The sequence below is a fragment of the Dokdonia sp. Dokd-P16 genome (assembly GCF_003095655.1).
Lineage (GTDB): Bacteria > Bacteroidota > Bacteroidia > Flavobacteriales > Flavobacteriaceae > Dokdonia.
In genome coordinates, this window is sequence record NZ_CP029151.1 from 338,283 (window position 1) to 356,006 (window position 17,724).

General features: G+C 31.3%; 18 protein-coding genes. All 18 read right to left on the minus strand.

Translation table 11 applies throughout. From position 1 onward, the window contains the following. Positions 1–5 precede the first annotated feature (5 nt). The 18 genes from DCS32_RS01465 to DCS32_RS01550 all read right to left on the minus strand — a co-directional run bounded on the left by DCS32_RS01465 (position 6) and on the right by DCS32_RS01550 (position 17,700). Complete coding sequence (locus DCS32_RS01465; RefSeq protein ID WP_108876675.1) at positions 6–1,487, minus strand: hypothetical protein; 1,482 nt, start codon at positions 1,485–1,487, stop codon at positions 6–8. Further along, on the minus strand, positions 1,484–2,539 hold the full coding sequence (locus DCS32_RS01470) for a glycosyltransferase family 2 protein (protein ID WP_108876676.1): 1,056 nt from the start codon (positions 2,537–2,539) through the stop codon (positions 1,484–1,486). Before DCS32_RS01470 ends, DCS32_RS01465 begins: the two co-directional genes overlap by 4 nt. Before the next feature lie 74 nt (positions 2,540–2,613). Further along, entirely contained in the window at positions 2,614–3,396 is a 783-nt protein-coding gene (locus tag DCS32_RS01475) for a glycosyltransferase (RefSeq protein WP_108876677.1), read from the minus strand. Between the two features lie 12 nt (positions 3,397–3,408). Then, positions 3,409–4,374, minus strand: coding sequence for a glycosyltransferase family A protein (locus DCS32_RS01480; RefSeq protein ID WP_162533570.1), 966 nt, complete (start codon positions 4,372–4,374; stop codon positions 3,409–3,411). A gap of 55 nt (positions 4,375–4,429) precedes the next feature. Further along, positions 4,430–5,119: an FkbM family methyltransferase gene (locus tag DCS32_RS01485; RefSeq protein WP_108876679.1), complete on the minus strand. Its 690-nt coding sequence runs from the start codon at positions 5,117–5,119 to the stop codon at positions 4,430–4,432. 3 nt (positions 5,120–5,122) lie between these two features. Continuing rightward, positions 5,123–5,950, minus strand: a complete 828-nt coding sequence (locus DCS32_RS01490; RefSeq protein ID WP_108876680.1) for a glycosyltransferase family 2 protein — start codon at positions 5,948–5,950, stop codon at positions 5,123–5,125. Position 5,951: 1 nt separating this feature from the next. Continuing rightward, positions 5,952–6,803, minus strand: a complete 852-nt coding sequence (locus DCS32_RS01495; protein WP_162533571.1) for a glycosyltransferase family 2 protein — start codon at positions 6,801–6,803, stop codon at positions 5,952–5,954. A gap of 22 nt (positions 6,804–6,825) precedes the next feature. Then, positions 6,826–7,758, minus strand: coding sequence for a glycosyltransferase family 2 protein (locus DCS32_RS01500; RefSeq protein ID WP_108876682.1), 933 nt, complete (start codon positions 7,756–7,758; stop codon positions 6,826–6,828). A 9-nt stretch (positions 7,759–7,767) separates the two neighbouring features. Further along, positions 7,768–8,604 carry a glycosyltransferase family 2 protein gene (locus tag DCS32_RS01505; protein ID WP_108876683.1) on the minus strand — a complete coding sequence of 279 codons (837 nt, stop codon included), beginning with the start codon at positions 8,602–8,604 and terminating at the stop codon, positions 7,768–7,770. A gap of 107 nt (positions 8,605–8,711) precedes the next feature. Next, on the minus strand, positions 8,712–9,551 hold the full coding sequence (locus DCS32_RS01510; RefSeq protein ID WP_108876684.1) for a glycosyltransferase family 2 protein: 840 nt from the start codon (positions 9,549–9,551) through the stop codon (positions 8,712–8,714). A gap of 21 nt (positions 9,552–9,572) precedes the next feature. Further along, complete coding sequence (locus DCS32_RS01515) at positions 9,573–10,445, minus strand: glycosyltransferase family 2 protein (protein ID WP_108876685.1); 873 nt, start codon at positions 10,443–10,445, stop codon at positions 9,573–9,575. A 12-nt stretch (positions 10,446–10,457) separates the two neighbouring features. Then, entirely contained in the window at positions 10,458–11,615 is a 1,158-nt protein-coding gene (locus DCS32_RS01520) for a glycosyltransferase family 4 protein (protein ID WP_108876686.1), read from the minus strand. Further along, positions 11,600–12,487, minus strand: a complete 888-nt coding sequence (locus tag DCS32_RS01525) for an NAD-dependent epimerase/dehydratase family protein (RefSeq protein WP_108876687.1) — start codon at positions 12,485–12,487, stop codon at positions 11,600–11,602. Before DCS32_RS01525 ends, DCS32_RS01520 begins: the two co-directional genes overlap by 16 nt. Beyond that, positions 12,484–13,401, minus strand: a complete 918-nt coding sequence (locus DCS32_RS01530) for a class I SAM-dependent methyltransferase (RefSeq protein WP_108876688.1) — start codon at positions 13,399–13,401, stop codon at positions 12,484–12,486. Before DCS32_RS01530 ends, DCS32_RS01525 begins: the two co-directional genes overlap by 4 nt. Next, entirely contained in the window at positions 13,343–14,257 is a 915-nt protein-coding gene (locus DCS32_RS01535; protein WP_108876689.1) for a methyltransferase domain-containing protein, read from the minus strand. The genes DCS32_RS01530 and DCS32_RS01535 overlap by 59 nt, the downstream gene beginning before the upstream one ends. A 76-nt stretch (positions 14,258–14,333) precedes the next feature. Beyond that, positions 14,334–15,581 carry a polysaccharide ABC transporter ATP-binding protein gene (locus DCS32_RS01540; RefSeq protein WP_108876690.1) on the minus strand — a complete coding sequence of 416 codons (1,248 nt, stop codon included), beginning with the start codon at positions 15,579–15,581 and terminating at the stop codon, positions 14,334–14,336. Continuing rightward, positions 15,578–16,990 carry a hypothetical protein gene (locus DCS32_RS01545; RefSeq protein WP_108876691.1) on the minus strand — a complete coding sequence of 471 codons (1,413 nt, stop codon included), beginning with the start codon at positions 16,988–16,990 and terminating at the stop codon, positions 15,578–15,580. The genes DCS32_RS01540 and DCS32_RS01545 overlap by 4 nt, the downstream gene beginning before the upstream one ends. Beyond that, positions 16,978–17,700 carry a glycosyltransferase gene (locus tag DCS32_RS01550; RefSeq protein WP_162533572.1) on the minus strand — a complete coding sequence of 241 codons (723 nt, stop codon included), beginning with the start codon at positions 17,698–17,700 and terminating at the stop codon, positions 16,978–16,980. The genes DCS32_RS01545 and DCS32_RS01550 overlap by 13 nt, the downstream gene beginning before the upstream one ends. Between the last annotated feature and the right edge of the window lie 24 nt (positions 17,701–17,724).

The following is a 17,724-nucleotide window of genomic DNA, read 5'->3' on the forward strand; positions in this document are numbered from 1 at the left end:
TTTTTTCAATTATTTAAATCAAATAAGTGTTTCGGACTCTTTATTTCAGAGTCTGTAATACTATTATAATGTTTTGAATTATTTAAAAAATTCAAATAGAAAGCTTTAAAATCATTGTCATATTTATCCTTAAATACCACTTTTTTGAGATCAACATAGTCCTTGTAAAATTCTAAACCAATTTGATCTATAATTATACTTGGTACTCCTAATTGATATGCTTCAATAAGACATCCGGAAAAGTTAGTTATATGAATCTTTGATTCATATAAACTTTCTAACATCGATTTATTGTGAGCCATTTCTAGATGATAATTATTAACAGATATTTGTTCTTTCGTTAAAAAGGCCTCAATTTCTTCTATTTTAAATACAGATCTAGGATGAATTCTTATTTTCCATTCTATTGATGTTGAGCGCATCAAATCTAAGATTGATTCTGTAAAAAAATACTTGATATTGTGTGCATTTACTACTTGCAAAGAATACATAATATACTTTTTTGTCTTCTTGACTTTATTGGAAAGTGTATACTGTAGCCAAGTATTCCCTAGCGGTATTGCTCTATAGCCGCTATGCCATTTATTAATAGTATTACTAGACTTATCATCCCAGCACCAGTAATGGGTAGGCATTGTATTATAGCCATTTTCAGGTAATGAGGACCATGCTGCATATGCCATATGAACTTTAGTCTGTGGTCCATGTTGATAATCAGCTACCGGAATATTCAACTCCTTTGCTGCTAGAATAGCTGCTGCGGTATCTTCATAACCGTAATAGCTAGCAATTACGACACCTTTAACTTTGGCCTTGTTAAAATAGTTTATAAAAAAAATCTTTTTACTGCTTACCTTAATTACCCAATTTATCCAGTAATTAAGGTCCATTTTTAACTCTTTTGAATTCCAAGGCATACGAGATATTTCTTCATAAAACTCTTCAAACTCTAAAACATTAATTTGTGCTGTGGTGTTTTCTGATTTTCTGAACTTGCCCTTTACAGTTTTACATAATGAATATGATTGTAAAAGCTCAGGTAATGAGTAACTAATAGAGGTATTATTAATAGGCTGCACCAATTTATCTATCTCGAAATGCATAAATCTCAATTCCGTTTTATACGTGTCTATAATCGGATCAAAAAAGCGATTATACCATTTTCTTTCAAAGGAAACCCTATGCATCTTAAGTCCCATAAATAGATAATCTACATCTTTAAGAGTAGCTTTAAATTTGTAATATTTTAAAAGAGAACTAATTTGAATTAAACGTAATATAGATTTATTGAAAGGCTTTTTTTTATGAGTTGATTCTGCTTTCGAAACATTACTATTATTTTCTTCTTCTAAATGATTTAAAAGATGAAAGTAAAGCTTAAACCTTATGTTAGGCCATATATCTATACCATTGATATTCCATTTGGAGACTGGATATTTATTTTCAAAATTTAGTATAATAGACTTAATTGATTGATGTTTAATCATTTTAAGTTTATTTTTAAAAGAATAATTTGATCTTCAATTTTATAGCTATAGCTGGAGTTTCTTGAATTATTGATAATCCATTCTAAAACTAGATTATTTACATTTTCTAGTGGTAGAGTTTTAGGTAAATTATTTCTAATTAATTTTTTAATTATTTTCTTAAATGAAAATGTTGAATTACAATCTATCCTTAAAAGGTAATTACCTGATAATTCTGAGAATTGATATAGCAACGCTTTAAGTTCATTCTCAAGAGACAATACTGTAATAACTTTTAAATCAGATTTATTTAATTCAGCTGGAATTTTCCCCATCTCAAATTTCCTATTGCTCCTTATTCTATTTAATTTAATAGTTCGATTTAAATAAGAAGCATTGGTACGCTCTTGTAATGTATGATAAGGATATTTACTCTTGATACTACGATAAGCTTTTGGATGCCACTGGTGTTTGAAAAAAATATCGCTTTTGTGGAAGCGGACTTTATAACCTGCATTTTTCAAACGAACATGAACATCGGTATCCTCACTTCCCCAACCATGATAATACTCATCAAAACCATTGATGAATTTTAAATGTGCAGTAGGAAAAATAGAAATTCCTGTCGCTTCATTGTTTGTTTGGAATTTAACTTTATAATCTTCAAAAGTTTTATCCTGCTTACTTTCTTCTTGGGTTATCACACCTACTGTAAAATAAACTGACTCATTTAGTGAAAGCGGTTCTACTTCCTTTTTTACAAATTCAGGATGCCATAACATATCCATGTCAGAAACCATTAAATGAGTGGTCTTACAAGATTGGAGTACAATATTGATGCATCTCGACTTATTCCATAGTTGACCTTGTGTAGGACATTTAATAAGCTCTACTTGATCAAATGTTTTCAGTAACTGTTCCAGCTCTACTTGATAGGACAGTTCACTGCCGTAATCTACTACTACTAGATGCGTAGACTCATTAAGTTGTGGGATAATAGAATTCACGCTGCGTCGAACCGTTTTAAGGTCACGATTGCGATTAGGTATTACTATGGTAAGGCTATTAGACATATATTAAATACTTCTTATTATATCTGAATCTAATTACATAACATTGTGTCATATAGCTTAAGAAGTTTAATTCATTAATTAAATTTTTCTGGCTTATTAATGATAAAAGAAATAACATATATGTATCTCTTAACCGCATAAAATAAATCTACAAACATATTTTTTATAGCTCGGTAAAAATTCATTATTAGACCTTTAGAGGCAGACAGGAATGCTATATCCTCGTGCCATAATTGATAATTACCTATCACGTCGTTTTTAAACCTAAAGAACAATTGCGCCTTTGACCTTTTAATTTGATAGTTAAAGATAGAAGGAACAAAATCGATTTCATATCCTTTTTCAAGGACTCTTTTAGACCATTCCTTATCCTCAAAAGTGGCCACATCTGCTTTAAAAGGATGTTCTCTCCAGACCTTTTTATTAAAAGCAGATCCTGAAAATATTAAGCCTGACTTGTTAGGATCATCCTTTGCTTTTACTTGATTGATATAATTTTTGTAGTCATTTGAGTTGTGCAGGCATCGCAGTCCAGCGAGGTTATCATTTTCATCAAATTTCTTTTGAATCAACTGAAAAAAGTCGTGACTGACTGGGTAAGAATGTGCGCTAAAAATCACGACAATATCATGAGTTGCTTTTTGTGCAGCAAAATTAGCACTGCCACCATAACTAAATTTCTCAATGGTTTCAAAGCGTGCGTTATATTTGTTAGTGATTTCTTCACTTCTGTCTGTAGACAGGTTGTCTATAACTACAATCTCTGCTATATCATCATTGTAACGCTCTCTAAGGTTTTTAAGTAAAAACTCTAGTGCTACTTCTTGATTCTTATTACGTATGACTATAGATATCATATATTTAAAATTTTAAAACAGATCCAACCGGTTTATAGACAAACCCTTTGATGCAAAAATGAACTTTCTTAAGGTAGGAAAAGACATTATTTTCTTGAAAAGATAATTTTTTAAAAAGTTTAGAAATACTTTTTCTTTAAGAGGTTCACATACGTGAGATATTTTAGTTTTAGTAACACTTTTAAGGTTTTTAAAAGCATCTGTCATCCATTCTTCTTTAAAATTCCCCATATGAAATGCAAAATTATCCTCTGTGGATAATCTATAACCATCAAAATACAATGCAGGCTTATCTAGGTAATTACCTTCACTATCACCACCTAATTGAAATTTAGAATTTGCGTCTGGTATTTTTTTGAAAATACTTCTATTATACGTAACAACACTATGATTACACCCCACGACAGCTCTAACATTTGAGTTTGACGAAATGGTCAATATCACATCTTTCCAGTGATTATCTAGTCTAGGCCAGCCTATACTTTTTGCAAATAAGGTTAAGGCTTCTGGATTTTTCACCTTAGTGAATCGCATATTTTTTGAAAATAGGTAATCAAATAAAATATTTGAGGTATGGTGATTTTGAGTTCTAAATACAGGCATAGGACTTACGGCAGCTGCTTTGGGGAATTCCTTAAATACTTTGAGCACTTGGTTTTCCCAATCATTACTAAATAAAATATCAGCGTCGGAAACTGTTACGTATGGCTCAGTACAAGTTCTTAGAACTTTAAGAATACTGTTTAATTTACCTATACTGTCTCTTTCGATAATAAGTTCATTGATCTCTTTTAAGTGGTATAATTCTAGCAACCTTGTATTTACTATATCACAAGAACCATTGCTAATAACAGATATTTTAATATTAGAATTGGAAGTTATTCTTAAGGATTTGAGACACAGAAGGAAAACTTCATAGGCATCTTTATAATAATCCATTTCATGAGGCACATAAAGTGGTATTATAACTCTATGCATACAAGAACCTAAATCGATTAATTTCTCCTTTGACACGTTTTTACCTGCTCTCACTCTAATTTGAAATTAAAAATAAATTTCCAAGATTACCTTTTATAATAGATTTACCCAATAGTCTATAATTAACGGATTTTAAATATGTAACTATATCTGATTCAATATCCATCTCAATGGATACATCTGACTCAATGACGATAATCTTTGGTCTATATAAATCCCAGTCATTTGATTTTAAAACATCTAAGTCAAACCCTTCAACGTCTATATCAAAAAAATCTAGGCGATCTGAAGGAGAGATATGCTTGTCTAAGATTTCCTTCAGACTTAAAACGGGAACTTTTAACGTATTAACTATTTTAGCTTCTAGTCTGTTTTTTTGAATAAAATCAGAACTAAAGGTATTCATTGAGCTTTCTTGAAACATATAGTATTCAAGACTTTTTGAAGAACTTCCTACACCTGCGTTAATAAAAATATCTTTAGGCCGCATTGAATCATACAGCCTTATTAATTCTGGATTAGGGTCGATACAAATGCCTTTCCAATTTCTTAAATAAAAGTAATAAGTATTAGAAGCTAGTTTAGGATGCCAGGAACCGATATCCACATACACCCCTGGCGTACTTTTATTGATAAGCTTGATAAGCTGAATATCATCACCAGACCTAGCAAAACTTATATTCAACTTTTTCCCTATGATGTCATTCAGCTTCCCTTTTACTTTATTTTTAAAATCACCAGTCATGAATTATCTTTTAAATAAACTTTTTAAGGAATGATATATTTTAAAAATAAAGGTTCCTTTTACTTTTTGCACAAACTTCACTTGATTCACATAATCATCATAAAGTAAAATAAAATTAGGAAAATATTTATCATATAAATTTATATGCTTTTTGTAGACATAATCATATAGAGATTCATAAAATTGATTGTCTTGACGAAAGCGGTTTGATAATGAATCACTTTTATGTTTTCTATAATAATAGAGTACTTCATTAATTTCACAATGTGCACCACCATCCTTTAAGGCTCTTATCCAAAATTCCCAATCTTCAAAAGACTTCAAATTCTCATCATAACCTCCAACTCTTTCAAAAGTTGATTTTTTGAAAATAGAACAAGCTATAAAGCAGTTATTAATTAGCAACCTTTCAAAAGAGTATTTAGGTAGTTGCAATACATTATTTTTTGCTCCAAAATGCTGAACTCCTGTTGTTAAGACCTCTACATTTTGATTATTTTTTAAAACATCCATTGCCTTTTCTAGGAACTCCAAATGTAACCTATCATCAGAATCAAATGGTAAAATATAATCACAATTACTTAGTTCTATACCTTTATTCCTAGCGCTAGACAAACCACCATTTTCCTTAAAGACATAAGAGAATCTCGTATCTTTTCTAACCCATTTATTTGCAATAGCCTCAGTATCATCTGTGCTTCCATCATTAACAATGATACATTCCCAATATTTGAACGTTTGATTTAAGACTGACTCTAAAGCTTCATCTAAAAAGTTCGCTTGATTATAACAAGGAACAACAACCGTTATTTTTGGGCTTAACTTAGACATATTACGAGTTCAACTTATTTTTAAAATACTTTAATGGACTCAATATAAAATTCCCTAATACATACTCTTTACTGTTTTTTAATTTTACAATATTTTTCATTGATTCTTGATTCTTGAAAATCAATTGTGCATATACTCTATCGATGTACTCTAGGTAAACGTCTTTATGTTTATCATAGATTTTCATTTTCAATTCCTTATTATAAAGAGCTACAGCGATTTGATCACGAGACTTATCTTTAATTCTGTATTTAAAGAGTAACTCAGGAATTACATGCATTTCCCAGTCATTTTTCAAAATAGAAATCCAGAAATCCCAATCTTCATAACCTTTATCAAAACTTACATCATACCCATTTACTGCTTCCCAACAAGATTTTCTAAAAAGTGCCGATGCTACCCCATTATTTTGAACTAAGAAATTATGAACTTGGCCACCAAGCGGCTTTATCACAGCAGTAAGAGCACCATTTGTTCTAAAACCTTCATAATAACTACACACAACGCCTATTTTTTCTTGAGTAGAAATCACCTGATAAGCCTTTTCTATAAAAGTCTGTTCAAAATAATCGTCAGCATCTAGAGTAAGGATAAGGCTTGTTGTAGCTTCTTTTATAGCCCGGTTTCTTGCACCACAAACGCCTGTGTTTTCTTGATATATTATTTGAACGAGAGGCGATTGAATTTTTTTCAAAATCTGCAATGTATCTTCATCAGACCCATCATCAATGATTATAATTTTTTCCGGTAATAGACTTTGATGCAGTACAGAATTCACAGCGTCATTAATGTATATCCCATCATTATAACATGGAATGATTACGGTAATATCAACTGGAGCTGGTTCTTTCAAACTATAAGAGATTCTATTTTTCTTAGGAACGAATATACTTGATTAGTTGATAACCTTTACCTGTATCTTTACTCAATCGCATCGCTAGCGGATACAGGTATCCTTTCATACCAAAATACTTTACAAGTAATCTAGTAGCACCACTCATGTATTCTGGTGTTTTTTTAATTAAGGTTAATTTCTGATTAAGTTTCACATGACTGGATAACAGCCACTTCATTACATCATCGGGAGCAATATCTTCAATATATACTGCCGTGACATAATATAACTCTGCATTCATTTGATCAAATCTTACTAAGTCCTTTCTTGCTTTTACCACAAAACCATCATCATGAATTCTTCTATGAGAAAGAATTTGATTTATAAGAAAGCCATTTTGAGTTAATAACATGAGTTTGATATTATACTGGTATTCACTTGCTTGGTCTCTTATGCTTCCCCTAAATTCCAAGTGGTCTGCAAATTCACGTTTTACTAATAGATCATTGGTAATCCATCCGGTGGTAAATTGAGCAAAATTCATGGCCGATAAAACAGCCGTTTCTCTATCAATTTCATAGGGTCTATCCAGCAAACCGGTCGTGTCAAAATTTATACAGTCACCTACGACAAAGTCATACTTGCCTTCTAGCAAGACTTTCATGCTTATTTCCAGATGCTCTGGTAACATCACGTCATCACTGTCAAAAAACTTTACGTAATCGCCATTTGATAGTGTATATCCATAGTTTCTAGAATGATTTGCACCTTTAAGAACCGTATCAGGTCTTAGCACATAGGTGAATCGATCATCATTTTTTACAAATGCTGTTACGAGCTCGTCCGTATGATCTGTAGAGCCGTCATCTATGATGATACATTCAAAATCAGAATAGGTTTGATTTTTTATGGAAATAAGTGTTTCAATGATATATGCTGCTCGATTATAGGTAGCAATAATTATAGAAATCATAGAGGCTGTTTAATTGGACTTAAATATATTCTTAATTTTTTCTACGTTCGTAATTATCGCATGACTCCATTTAAAAGAAGTACTGTTTTTAATGCGCTTATTTTCTTTTACGAGTCTGTTATTTTCCTTGATGAACTCCTTAAAAAAATATTCCTGGTGCAGTTCATAATCCTCACGGTATTTGTGAAATAGTTGCATTCTTAATTTGATATTCTTTTCAGTAGCTACATCATTTCTAGATTGCTCGCTATCCACATAATTGAACAAGACTTCTCTCACGATTCCATACTGATAACCATTTTTTAATACTCTTATGTTTAGATCCCAGTCTTCATAGCCATCTTTCATAGAGGCGTCATACAGTCCTGCTTCTATTAAAGCTGCTTTTTTAAATAACAGACAGGCTAGTGCGCCATTGTTCAATAGGCATGATTTAAACGATATTTCATTAGGAATATAAGGCATGATTTTCTTACCATGCACCACACGTACATAACCGCACATTACAGCACCATAATTATTATCTTCTTCAAACTTTTTAAGTGCTTTTTCTACAAAGGTCGGTTCAAAAAAATCATCACTGTCTAGCGTGAGTATGTAAATTCCTAATGCTTTTTTAATTCCATTATTTCTAGCCACGCAAACTCCTTGATTCTTCTGATCTATTACGATTATCTGCTCGTAATCTTTATGCAGTTGGGTAATTACTTCTAAGGAATTATCAGTAGACCCATCATTTATGACTATAATCTCGTCTACAGAAACGCTTTGTTTCAGCACACTCTCTATAGCTCTTGCTACAGTAGATTGCGCATTAAAACATGGAATAATAGCAGATACAAGCATGAGGCAAAATTAAACTTTTAATGTTTAGTAATGTTAGTGATGGTTATTGTTTTGCTTTCGCGAAAGCAGAATACTACTATCCTTTTTCATCCTATCCATTATTTGATTTAAGACCTTTTCTTTTTTAAAATCCACGCCATAAAAGCGATAATTTTATTTAAGATTTTAAGCAAATACTGATTTGTGGTTACCAACTGTAACTGCGGATTCACTTGTCCAAATATGCGATCGTTTTCCTGACTTGTTAAAAGCAACGCATCAAAACTCGAGTTATAAAGTCCGTAATGTTCTAGGAGCACTTTTTTAATTTCAGCTTTATGTTTTGCTTTATTGTTTGCTGTGGTAGAGATGCCGCCTTCATAAAAGTTAGAGACGACTAGATCTATCTTTTTATAGGTTGCCTGTCCTACACAAATCACCTTTAAGAAGAACGCCCAGTCCGACACGATATGTAAGTCTGTTCGATAGTTGCCGTGCTTTTCAAACAATTCTTTCTTAATAAATGTAGCTGGATGACCTAAAGAAGTCTGTTTAAAAAAGGTGAAATCTAATGATTTAGGATAGGTGTGTTTAAAACTAGGCTGGTTTGTAGGTACCATATAAAGATCTCCATAAATAAGGTCGTGCTCACTTCTAAGGTGAGGCAACACTTTTTCTATGACCTCAGGATTAAATAAAGTATCTCCACTATTTAAAAACAATAAGTAATCTCCAGTAGCATTTTTAATTCCTTTGTTCATAGCATCATAAACGCCATGATCTGGCTCACTTGAATTATAACTAAAATGATGTGTGTACTTTGCTATAATTTCTTTACTACCATCTGTGCTATTACCATCAATAATGATGTACTCATAATCGCTTGCCGTTTGCTCTAGAACACTTTTTATAGTGCGCTCCAGTCCAATGACGTCGTTATAATTGATAGTAATTATGGAGAGTTTCATATTGTATTGTTTAATACACTATTAATTTAAAATATAACGATTGAGTTCTTTAGAAAAAATAATTTGGGTAGCAGGTTCATTTTCAATATGCTTTATTCTTTTTTTAATAAAATGAAAAGGCAACTCTTTTTTTTCTAATGAATTCATCAACCAATAGAGTAGTTTTAATATCAGAATATTCTTTTTTTGCTGCCATGTTTTGGTATAATTTGAAATAATGTCATCACATTCCTTAAGATATGCATTCATGTGAAGATCTGACAACTGTCCTTCTCTTTTGCGCCAAGCACCAATAGCTTTATGAGTTGTAAAAATCGTTTCATGCTGAAAAAAACGAAACCATAGCTCAAAGTCTCCTGCATATTTCAATGAGGTATTAATTCTACTTCCAGACTTTTCCCATAATGGTCTTCTCCAAAATGTAGACTCTTGCTGGATAAATTGGTAATCTCGATTTAAGTACTTTACAAAACTAAATTTTTTAGGCTCATTTTGACTTATTACCTTTCCATTAAGGTTTATAAAACTGTTTAATCCATGAATCCAATTTACCTGAGGTAAATCTGTAAATAATTCGCTCATATTTTTAAGAGCATTTGGAAGCAACATATCATCACTATTGATCCAAGTCATAATTTGTCCTGTAGATAATTGAAAGCCTTTATTTAAAGCATCATACATACCACTATCTGGCTCGCTTATCAAATGGGTAATATGAGCATCATATTTTTTAACAATATCCAAAGTTCCATCTATGCTACCACCATCTACAATAATATATTCAAGATTGAGGTAATCCTGATTAATTACAGAAAGGATGGTTTGCTCTATAAACTCCACTGAATTATAGCATGGAGTGATGATGGAAATTTTAGCATAGCCACGCGTACTCATCTTTCTATAATTTTAATAAGTACTTGCTTTAAAAACTAACTCCATAAAGTCCTTTGCAAAAGTTTTAACAACCGCACTATAATCGAGTATTTCTTTACTTTTAAAACCACGCTTATCCTGAATAATTATTTCGGCTAACTCATCGGCTTGTTCTGGGTTAAAAAAGGTTACATTATTTTTTACTTGTTCACGATGCACATCTATATCTGAAAGAATCAAAGAATTTCCTTGTGCCTTAGTATCCTCTACAACAGTACTCCAACCTTCAAACAAAGATGGCTGGATAATGGCTATGGCATTTCTTAATATTAAAAGTTGATCTTCTCTGGGTATAAATCCTAAGAAACATACATTATTTTCCAGTTTATATGAGGCTACCAGATTTTTAAGCTTTTCTACATGACCAGATGTTCTATTATCAAATTCTTTTCCTGAGAAAACAATTAATAGTTCAGGTCTTTTTTCGATAGCTATCTTAAGCGCCTCAATAATAACAATATGGTTTTTATGAGTCCAAAATTGATTAGGCGAAAAAAAATAGGGTCTATCCAACTTATATCTATACTGGATATTTTTAAAAGACAATTGTTCTATTGAAGGATGTGTAACTGCAAATTTGAGAACAAAAGTATGACAAGTTGCCTTGGGAAATAAGTTTTTAAAATCTTTTTGCGCATCCTCACTGCTGAATACGACATAGTCTGCATTTCTAGCTACATTTTGATGGCTTTTGTACCTGTTTTTTATTTCTTCACTTGAAAACAAATCTGGCAGATGGATTTCTTGAAAATCTGGAATCCAAGCAATATGTTTTATTTTATGAAAAAAATTGATATTTAAAGGACTAGGGTATAATACATCAACTGTAGCATTTTTCAAATTTGATGTATTGAAAATATTACGCTTGAATATTTTTTTTGAGACTCGATTACTAAAAGTTTGAAAACGATTTAATCGCAAATTAAAATTTTCAAACTTCAGGTAAGAATACTTAGTAATATGTTTTAATTCTTCAAATCGCTCCTGATTATCTGTGAAAATTGTAATCTCTGGCTTATCTTTTTCTTCTAAAGTTTGAAGTGCATGTATTAAATTTAAAATATAATAAGTACCACCTATCCAATTTTCGTCATAGGAATATATTAAGCCTACTTTTACTCTTTGAGCCATTCTGTGTATTTATGTAAGCCTTGAGATAAGGAAACTTGAGGTTGAAAACCCAAATCGGCTATTTTATTAATTTGAGCAACCCAGTTGATAGGGTCACCTATTCTATTTGTTCCTTTGAACTTTATCTTTCCTGTATAGTTTAATTCTTTATAAAAAGTAGTTACCACATCTTCAATAGAAGTTTCTATTCCTGTTCCTAGATTAAGTGATTCTCCATTAAAAGAATGTCCAGTAGCAATTAATTTCAAAGCATGGACTAAATCAGTAACATATATAAAATCTCTCGTTTCATTTCCTGTACCGAATAACTCTACTTCATCTTTATCTATTGATTTTTTATATAAATCCCAAAATAATTGCTTTTTTAAACCAGGACCGTAAGCAGAGAAAACACGAACTGAGCAAGTATTTAAATCATATAACTTATGAAATTCTCTACAAATATTTTCAGCCATATCTTTATGATAACCATATGGCGAAACTGGATTTAAATTTTGAGATTCTACCACTGGCAGCGATAAAGGATTGCCGTAAACCGCAGCACTACTTAAATTGATAAATTTACATGAAGGATTTAGCTGCCTTATAGCATCTAAAATTTTAAAGACGTTTAACACATTGAGATTAAAATCTCTTAAAGGTTGTTTTACAGAGTCCGGAACGCTAGCTGCACCAGAACAGTTGATACACAAATCATAGTTATGATTATCAAAACAAGATTTATAATCAGCATTTACAGTGTCGATTAAGAAGTAATTTGCATTATCATAGTCGGTAACAACATCACATTCAAAAACTTGAGCAAATGAAGAAAAATAGTCCACACAATGAGAACCTATAAAACCTTTTGAACCTATTATTAAGATTTTCATTGTTTTAATACTATATAACTATACATACGTCCAGGAATCTTTTCTTCATTTAAAGGATGGAAGTTAAACATCATTTTATAAATATGAAACATGAAACCAGTCGCTCCTATAAATCCTAACTTATCTGCTAGCTTTTTTCTTATACGTTTTTCTTCTTCTTCTACTTTTCTATCAAGTGACTGCTGTGTTTCTGGAAAATAATTAATTATACTATCGTAGTATTTTAATTCTTTTTCGATAATTCCTCCAGCTCGAGTCATGGCTGTTCTGTATTGCAAACTAGTGTAAGCATTCTCACCACCATAATATTTTTGCAAGGGATGAGATTTTAAAAACCATTTTTTGTCACTCTCATTGAAGATAACATGGTCTCTTATGGTAAACAACAAGCCACCAGGTTTGAGAACTCTTAAGCACTCACCTATGAATTTATTCAAATCATTGGAGTGATGTACCGCTTGTCTCACATAAACAATATCAAAACTGTTATCCTCAAATTTTATATCTTCTGCAAATGCCTCATAAACCTTGATATTATTGAGATTGAGTCGTGCTTTCATTGTTCTTATCGCTCCGGCACCTACGGTAGTGCTTGAATCTGGCTCTACGGCGGTGACTTGATATTCTTTTAAAGCAAAATTTATAGAGCTTATCCCATTACCGCAACCTATATCAAGAATGCTATTTGCATCCGGAGCATACTCTTTTATAATCGCTAGTGTTTCTTCAAACTCTTTGCTTTTACCAAAGTTATTTATGTTGAATTCTAAATCTTCATGAAAATAGGCTTTCGTCACGAGGTCTTGATACTCAGGCTTTGTCCTGATAAAAGCTATGGTTTCTTCCCAAGTCATTTTAAAAGGCACTTTTTTTAAACTTAATACAGCAAATACTTCTACAATGAGCAGCACCATCTGTACCTTTTCCTTTTCCTGTATGAGGATTATAAGATTTGTAATCTATTAGTTCTTCTTGGTTTGCAAAGCTCCAACCTGTTTTTTCGTATTTAAAATATTCATATTCGGCTTGACCTGATTTATGGAGAATCTCAGTTATCTTATCGAGCATTTCTTCATCAAATTGCTGAAAAAAACCATGGTTTTCAAATTTTCCATAAGGAAAAGTAATTAACAAAGTGCCATTAGGTTTTAAAACCCTTATCATTTCATCAATAACCTTTAAGTAGTCATAGGATTTTTGTTCTGATTTCTCATCGTCCACAATATCGTAACCATATATGGAATTATCCATACCTATGTGCTCGATGGTTGATTGAGATATGATACAATCAAAAAAGTTTTTTTTGAAAGGAATATCTCTTAAATCTCCATAAACATAAGAAACCCCTTTATTGGTAAATGAATAACTTTCAGGAGCGAAAGTATATATGTACAAATCATTAGAGTCAACAACACTATTGTCAACTAAAAATTTGAAATTCAGAGTAGAACCAGCGTCTAATATTTTACAATCATTAAAGTTTAGATTGGACCATATCCATAAATACTCAACGATTCTTTCATCCAACTTATAGCCATAACCACTAGGTAAACTTTTGAGCTGCATTTGCTCAATTAAGTCTTTGCTATTTATGGATTGGACTATTTGACTTTCTTTAAATTCAACATACCCTTCACTCCATGGAATCATTCCGTTTGATTTATAAACTTCGATAGGGTTGTAAGAATTTGGCGTACTGCTGTTGGAACTTATAATAGCTTTTGAAACTGATTTTAATTTATTAAAAAAACGTTTGACTATTTTATTCATGAAAGTTCTTTATTGTTAAACCTCTTGTAAAATTTAGGCTATTATATATGTTACGAATGATACTGTCATGTTCATTTCAATACCATTCACAATCCACCATGACGCAACCAAAATCTTTCCCAGCAAATTGACTTAAATCTGAGCCCGTTTCTTCAATATGAAATTCTACAGCATGTTCAGTATAATTGATCAAATGAACATTTGGCACGTGATAGCCTATATTTATATAATAAAAATTAGGTACTAGAAATTCTGAGGGTATCTTAACTGTTAAGCTATGCGTCCCTTTTTCAAATTCTGACAAACTCTTTTCTGAGCTGAAAATATTAACGTTTTTGAAATTAACAACGCGTATTCCAATAAAAGATTTCTTAAGGTTCTCTGTTATTGAAAACTCAATTTTTACATTTATTTCGTCATCGAAACCAAAGTTACAATTGGGTTTATCATTTTTTAAAACGGAAACCTTTAAAATATCGGCCTCTGTATTAGGCTGTGGATTTATGTAAATTGAATTTTGTTCAGATTCATTATTAATTGATAAATATTGGTCTATGGCTAAAGCTGTATTTCCATCAAATTTTACACTTCCATTTTCTAGAACAATACATCGTGTACAAAGGTCATTAATGGAAGCCATATTATGACTCACAAACAGCACCGTCCTACCACTAGTACTAGAAATATCCTGCATCTTACCAATAGCCTTTTTCTGAAACTCAGCATCACCTACAGCAAGCACCTCATCTACCACAAGAATATCTGGCTCTAAGAATGCCGCTACAGCAAATCCTAATCGTACACGCATACCGCTAGAGTACCTTTTTACTGGTGTATCAATATACATTTGACAACCTGAGAATTCTATAATCTCATCGATCTTACTAGAGATCTCTGTTTTATTCATTCCTAAAATTGCACCGTTCAAGTAAATATTTTCTCTACCGGTAAGTTCTGGATGCATTCCTGTTCCTACTTCTAGTAAACTGGCTATACGACCTTTAGTCTTTATACTACCCGTAGTAGGACTCGTTACTCTAGAAAGGATTTTTAATAGTGTAGATTTACCAGCGCCGTTTTTACCTATAATTCCAAGAATCTCTCCACGCTTCACTTCAAAATTAATGTCTTGCAATGCCCAGACATAATCTGAACTAGCATTAGCGCTACGATCATTTACAGCACCTATTTGTAAATAAGGATCTTCTTTACCTCGTATTTTATGCCAGAACCTATTTAAATCATGGGTTAAAGTTCCCGTACCTACTAAGCCTAGACGGTATTGTTTAGATATATTTTCAACCTTGAGGATGGTATGATTCATTTGTTATTCTCTTTAACAACTATTATACTTTCAAGTGACAAATTGTATTTAGAATTAAGAAAAAAAGTATAACTTCTATTGTACCAATGCTCCTTATTCCCAGTAAGTTCTTCGTAATCTAAAGTTTTTGATTTATATCTTTTCTTAAGAAGAATATTACTTTCATTAGTATGTTTCAAATTTTCAACTCTATTAATCAATCCAATTTCTTGTTTGTGAAAGGACGAATTTCTAAAATCTTCAAATAGATTTAAATAATTATCTGAAATTAAAACATTTAATATTAATGCCATTGAAATAACGAAATAAAGAATTTCAGTCTTTTTTAAAAAAAATGAAAAAGAATTCTTTTTCCTAATACACAAATTCAAAATATTAACAAAAAAAATCAATAGCAATAAAATCTGAATTAGGTTTCCTAGCCTCCCTTCGTTGTAAGATATACCCCCCATCGCGTAATTAGGCGTTAATATTATAAGAAATATTGCTCCAACACTAATCGAACCTAATTTAATGATATTAATAGATCTCATCAAATTATTGCTTCGATTAGAATACACGATAAGTATTGATAAAAATATAATCATTAGTAGAACTAAAATATCCCCAAGATTTAGGAATTGATTCATTATAAGAGAGACTGTATTCTTTAATGACAAAATAATAGACCCTAAGATATTGCCGCCATCTTCAAAATTACTTTGTCTACTTTTAGAACCAGGTCCTAGTATTACTAATAATCCAGATACTAGACTAACGATTTGAATTATAACTAACTTACCACTGAATTTACCGAACTTCAAATAAAAATGTGTAATAAAAACAAAAGTTATATAATTATTTAACAATATAAATATTTCATTATTTCCAATAGCTAATAGTGAAAATAGCGCCGCAATCAAAACAGCATTTTTCATATTTTGTTTGACACGTAATAAACCATAAATAAACAATAGAAAACAGAGTAAAGAGAATGAATAAACCGTCATTGATGAAATCCAGTAAAAAAACTCGACAGGTAATGGCAATTGTATTATCATTAAAAATGTCAATATAAGAGTAGAGATATTCAGCACTGAATTATCTACATCTATCTCACTCAAGATGAAAAAACGTTTTAATAAAATTCTAATTACAAAAGGAAGAGCTAGAAAATTAATTAATAAAATTACTTTGAACATATTTCCACCGTAAAGTGGCAGAATACTTAGCATACCGTTAATAAACCTTCCATTATGAGTAAAAAACCAATCAGAGTAGTTCAACGAAAAATCATTGATATCCATAACCGCTCTGGTAAAATCATCTCCAGACAATTCAGCGTATCTAATTATATATAAAAAAGGTGTTAATAGGATAATTAATCCTATTAACAAGAAATTTCTAGTAACCTTTGTCATTTGTAACATCTACTAATTTTATAAATATCCATTATCAACTTTGGGATTGTCCTTATGGTAATATTACTTGATCCAGAATTTGAAATTAGTTCAAGTAGTTCTACTTCTACGATATTAGATCGCTCAAAATTATCACTGTCTTTGAATCTCAATATTAGTTCAATATCAAATAACCAACTTGAGAGAAATTCGTCTTGGAATAAAAATGCTAACTGTGAATTGAACATTTTGCACCCACATTGTGTATCTCTTAAAGGAGTTTTAAACCCTACGATATTCTGAGCAATTTTTTTAACAACAAAACTTCCTGTTTTTCTTATCCAATTAACATTCGCCATTTTTTTTGGAGTTCGGTATGATAGTGCTAAACTATTGTCTGGAACCAATGCTAAATGAGACTGCAATGAAATTAATTGATTTAATGGTATTTCTAAGTCCGCATCAATAAAACTAAAATAACAATAAGATTGAAGGTTTATTGACTTCAAAACATATTGGATAACCCTACCTTTTCCAACATTACTAACCGATTTTAAAATCTGACAACCATGAAGTTCACCAAAATTATTTACAAGAAACTCATAAGTTCTATCAGAGCTACCATCATCCACAAAATAAAAATGAAAATCACTGTTGCCCAGTATAAATTGTTGATAAGAAATAACATCCAAACGCGCAGTTTCATTAAAACATGGCACTATTACTGCAATTTTCCCCATAATTCCCAGTGGTCTTTGAAATTT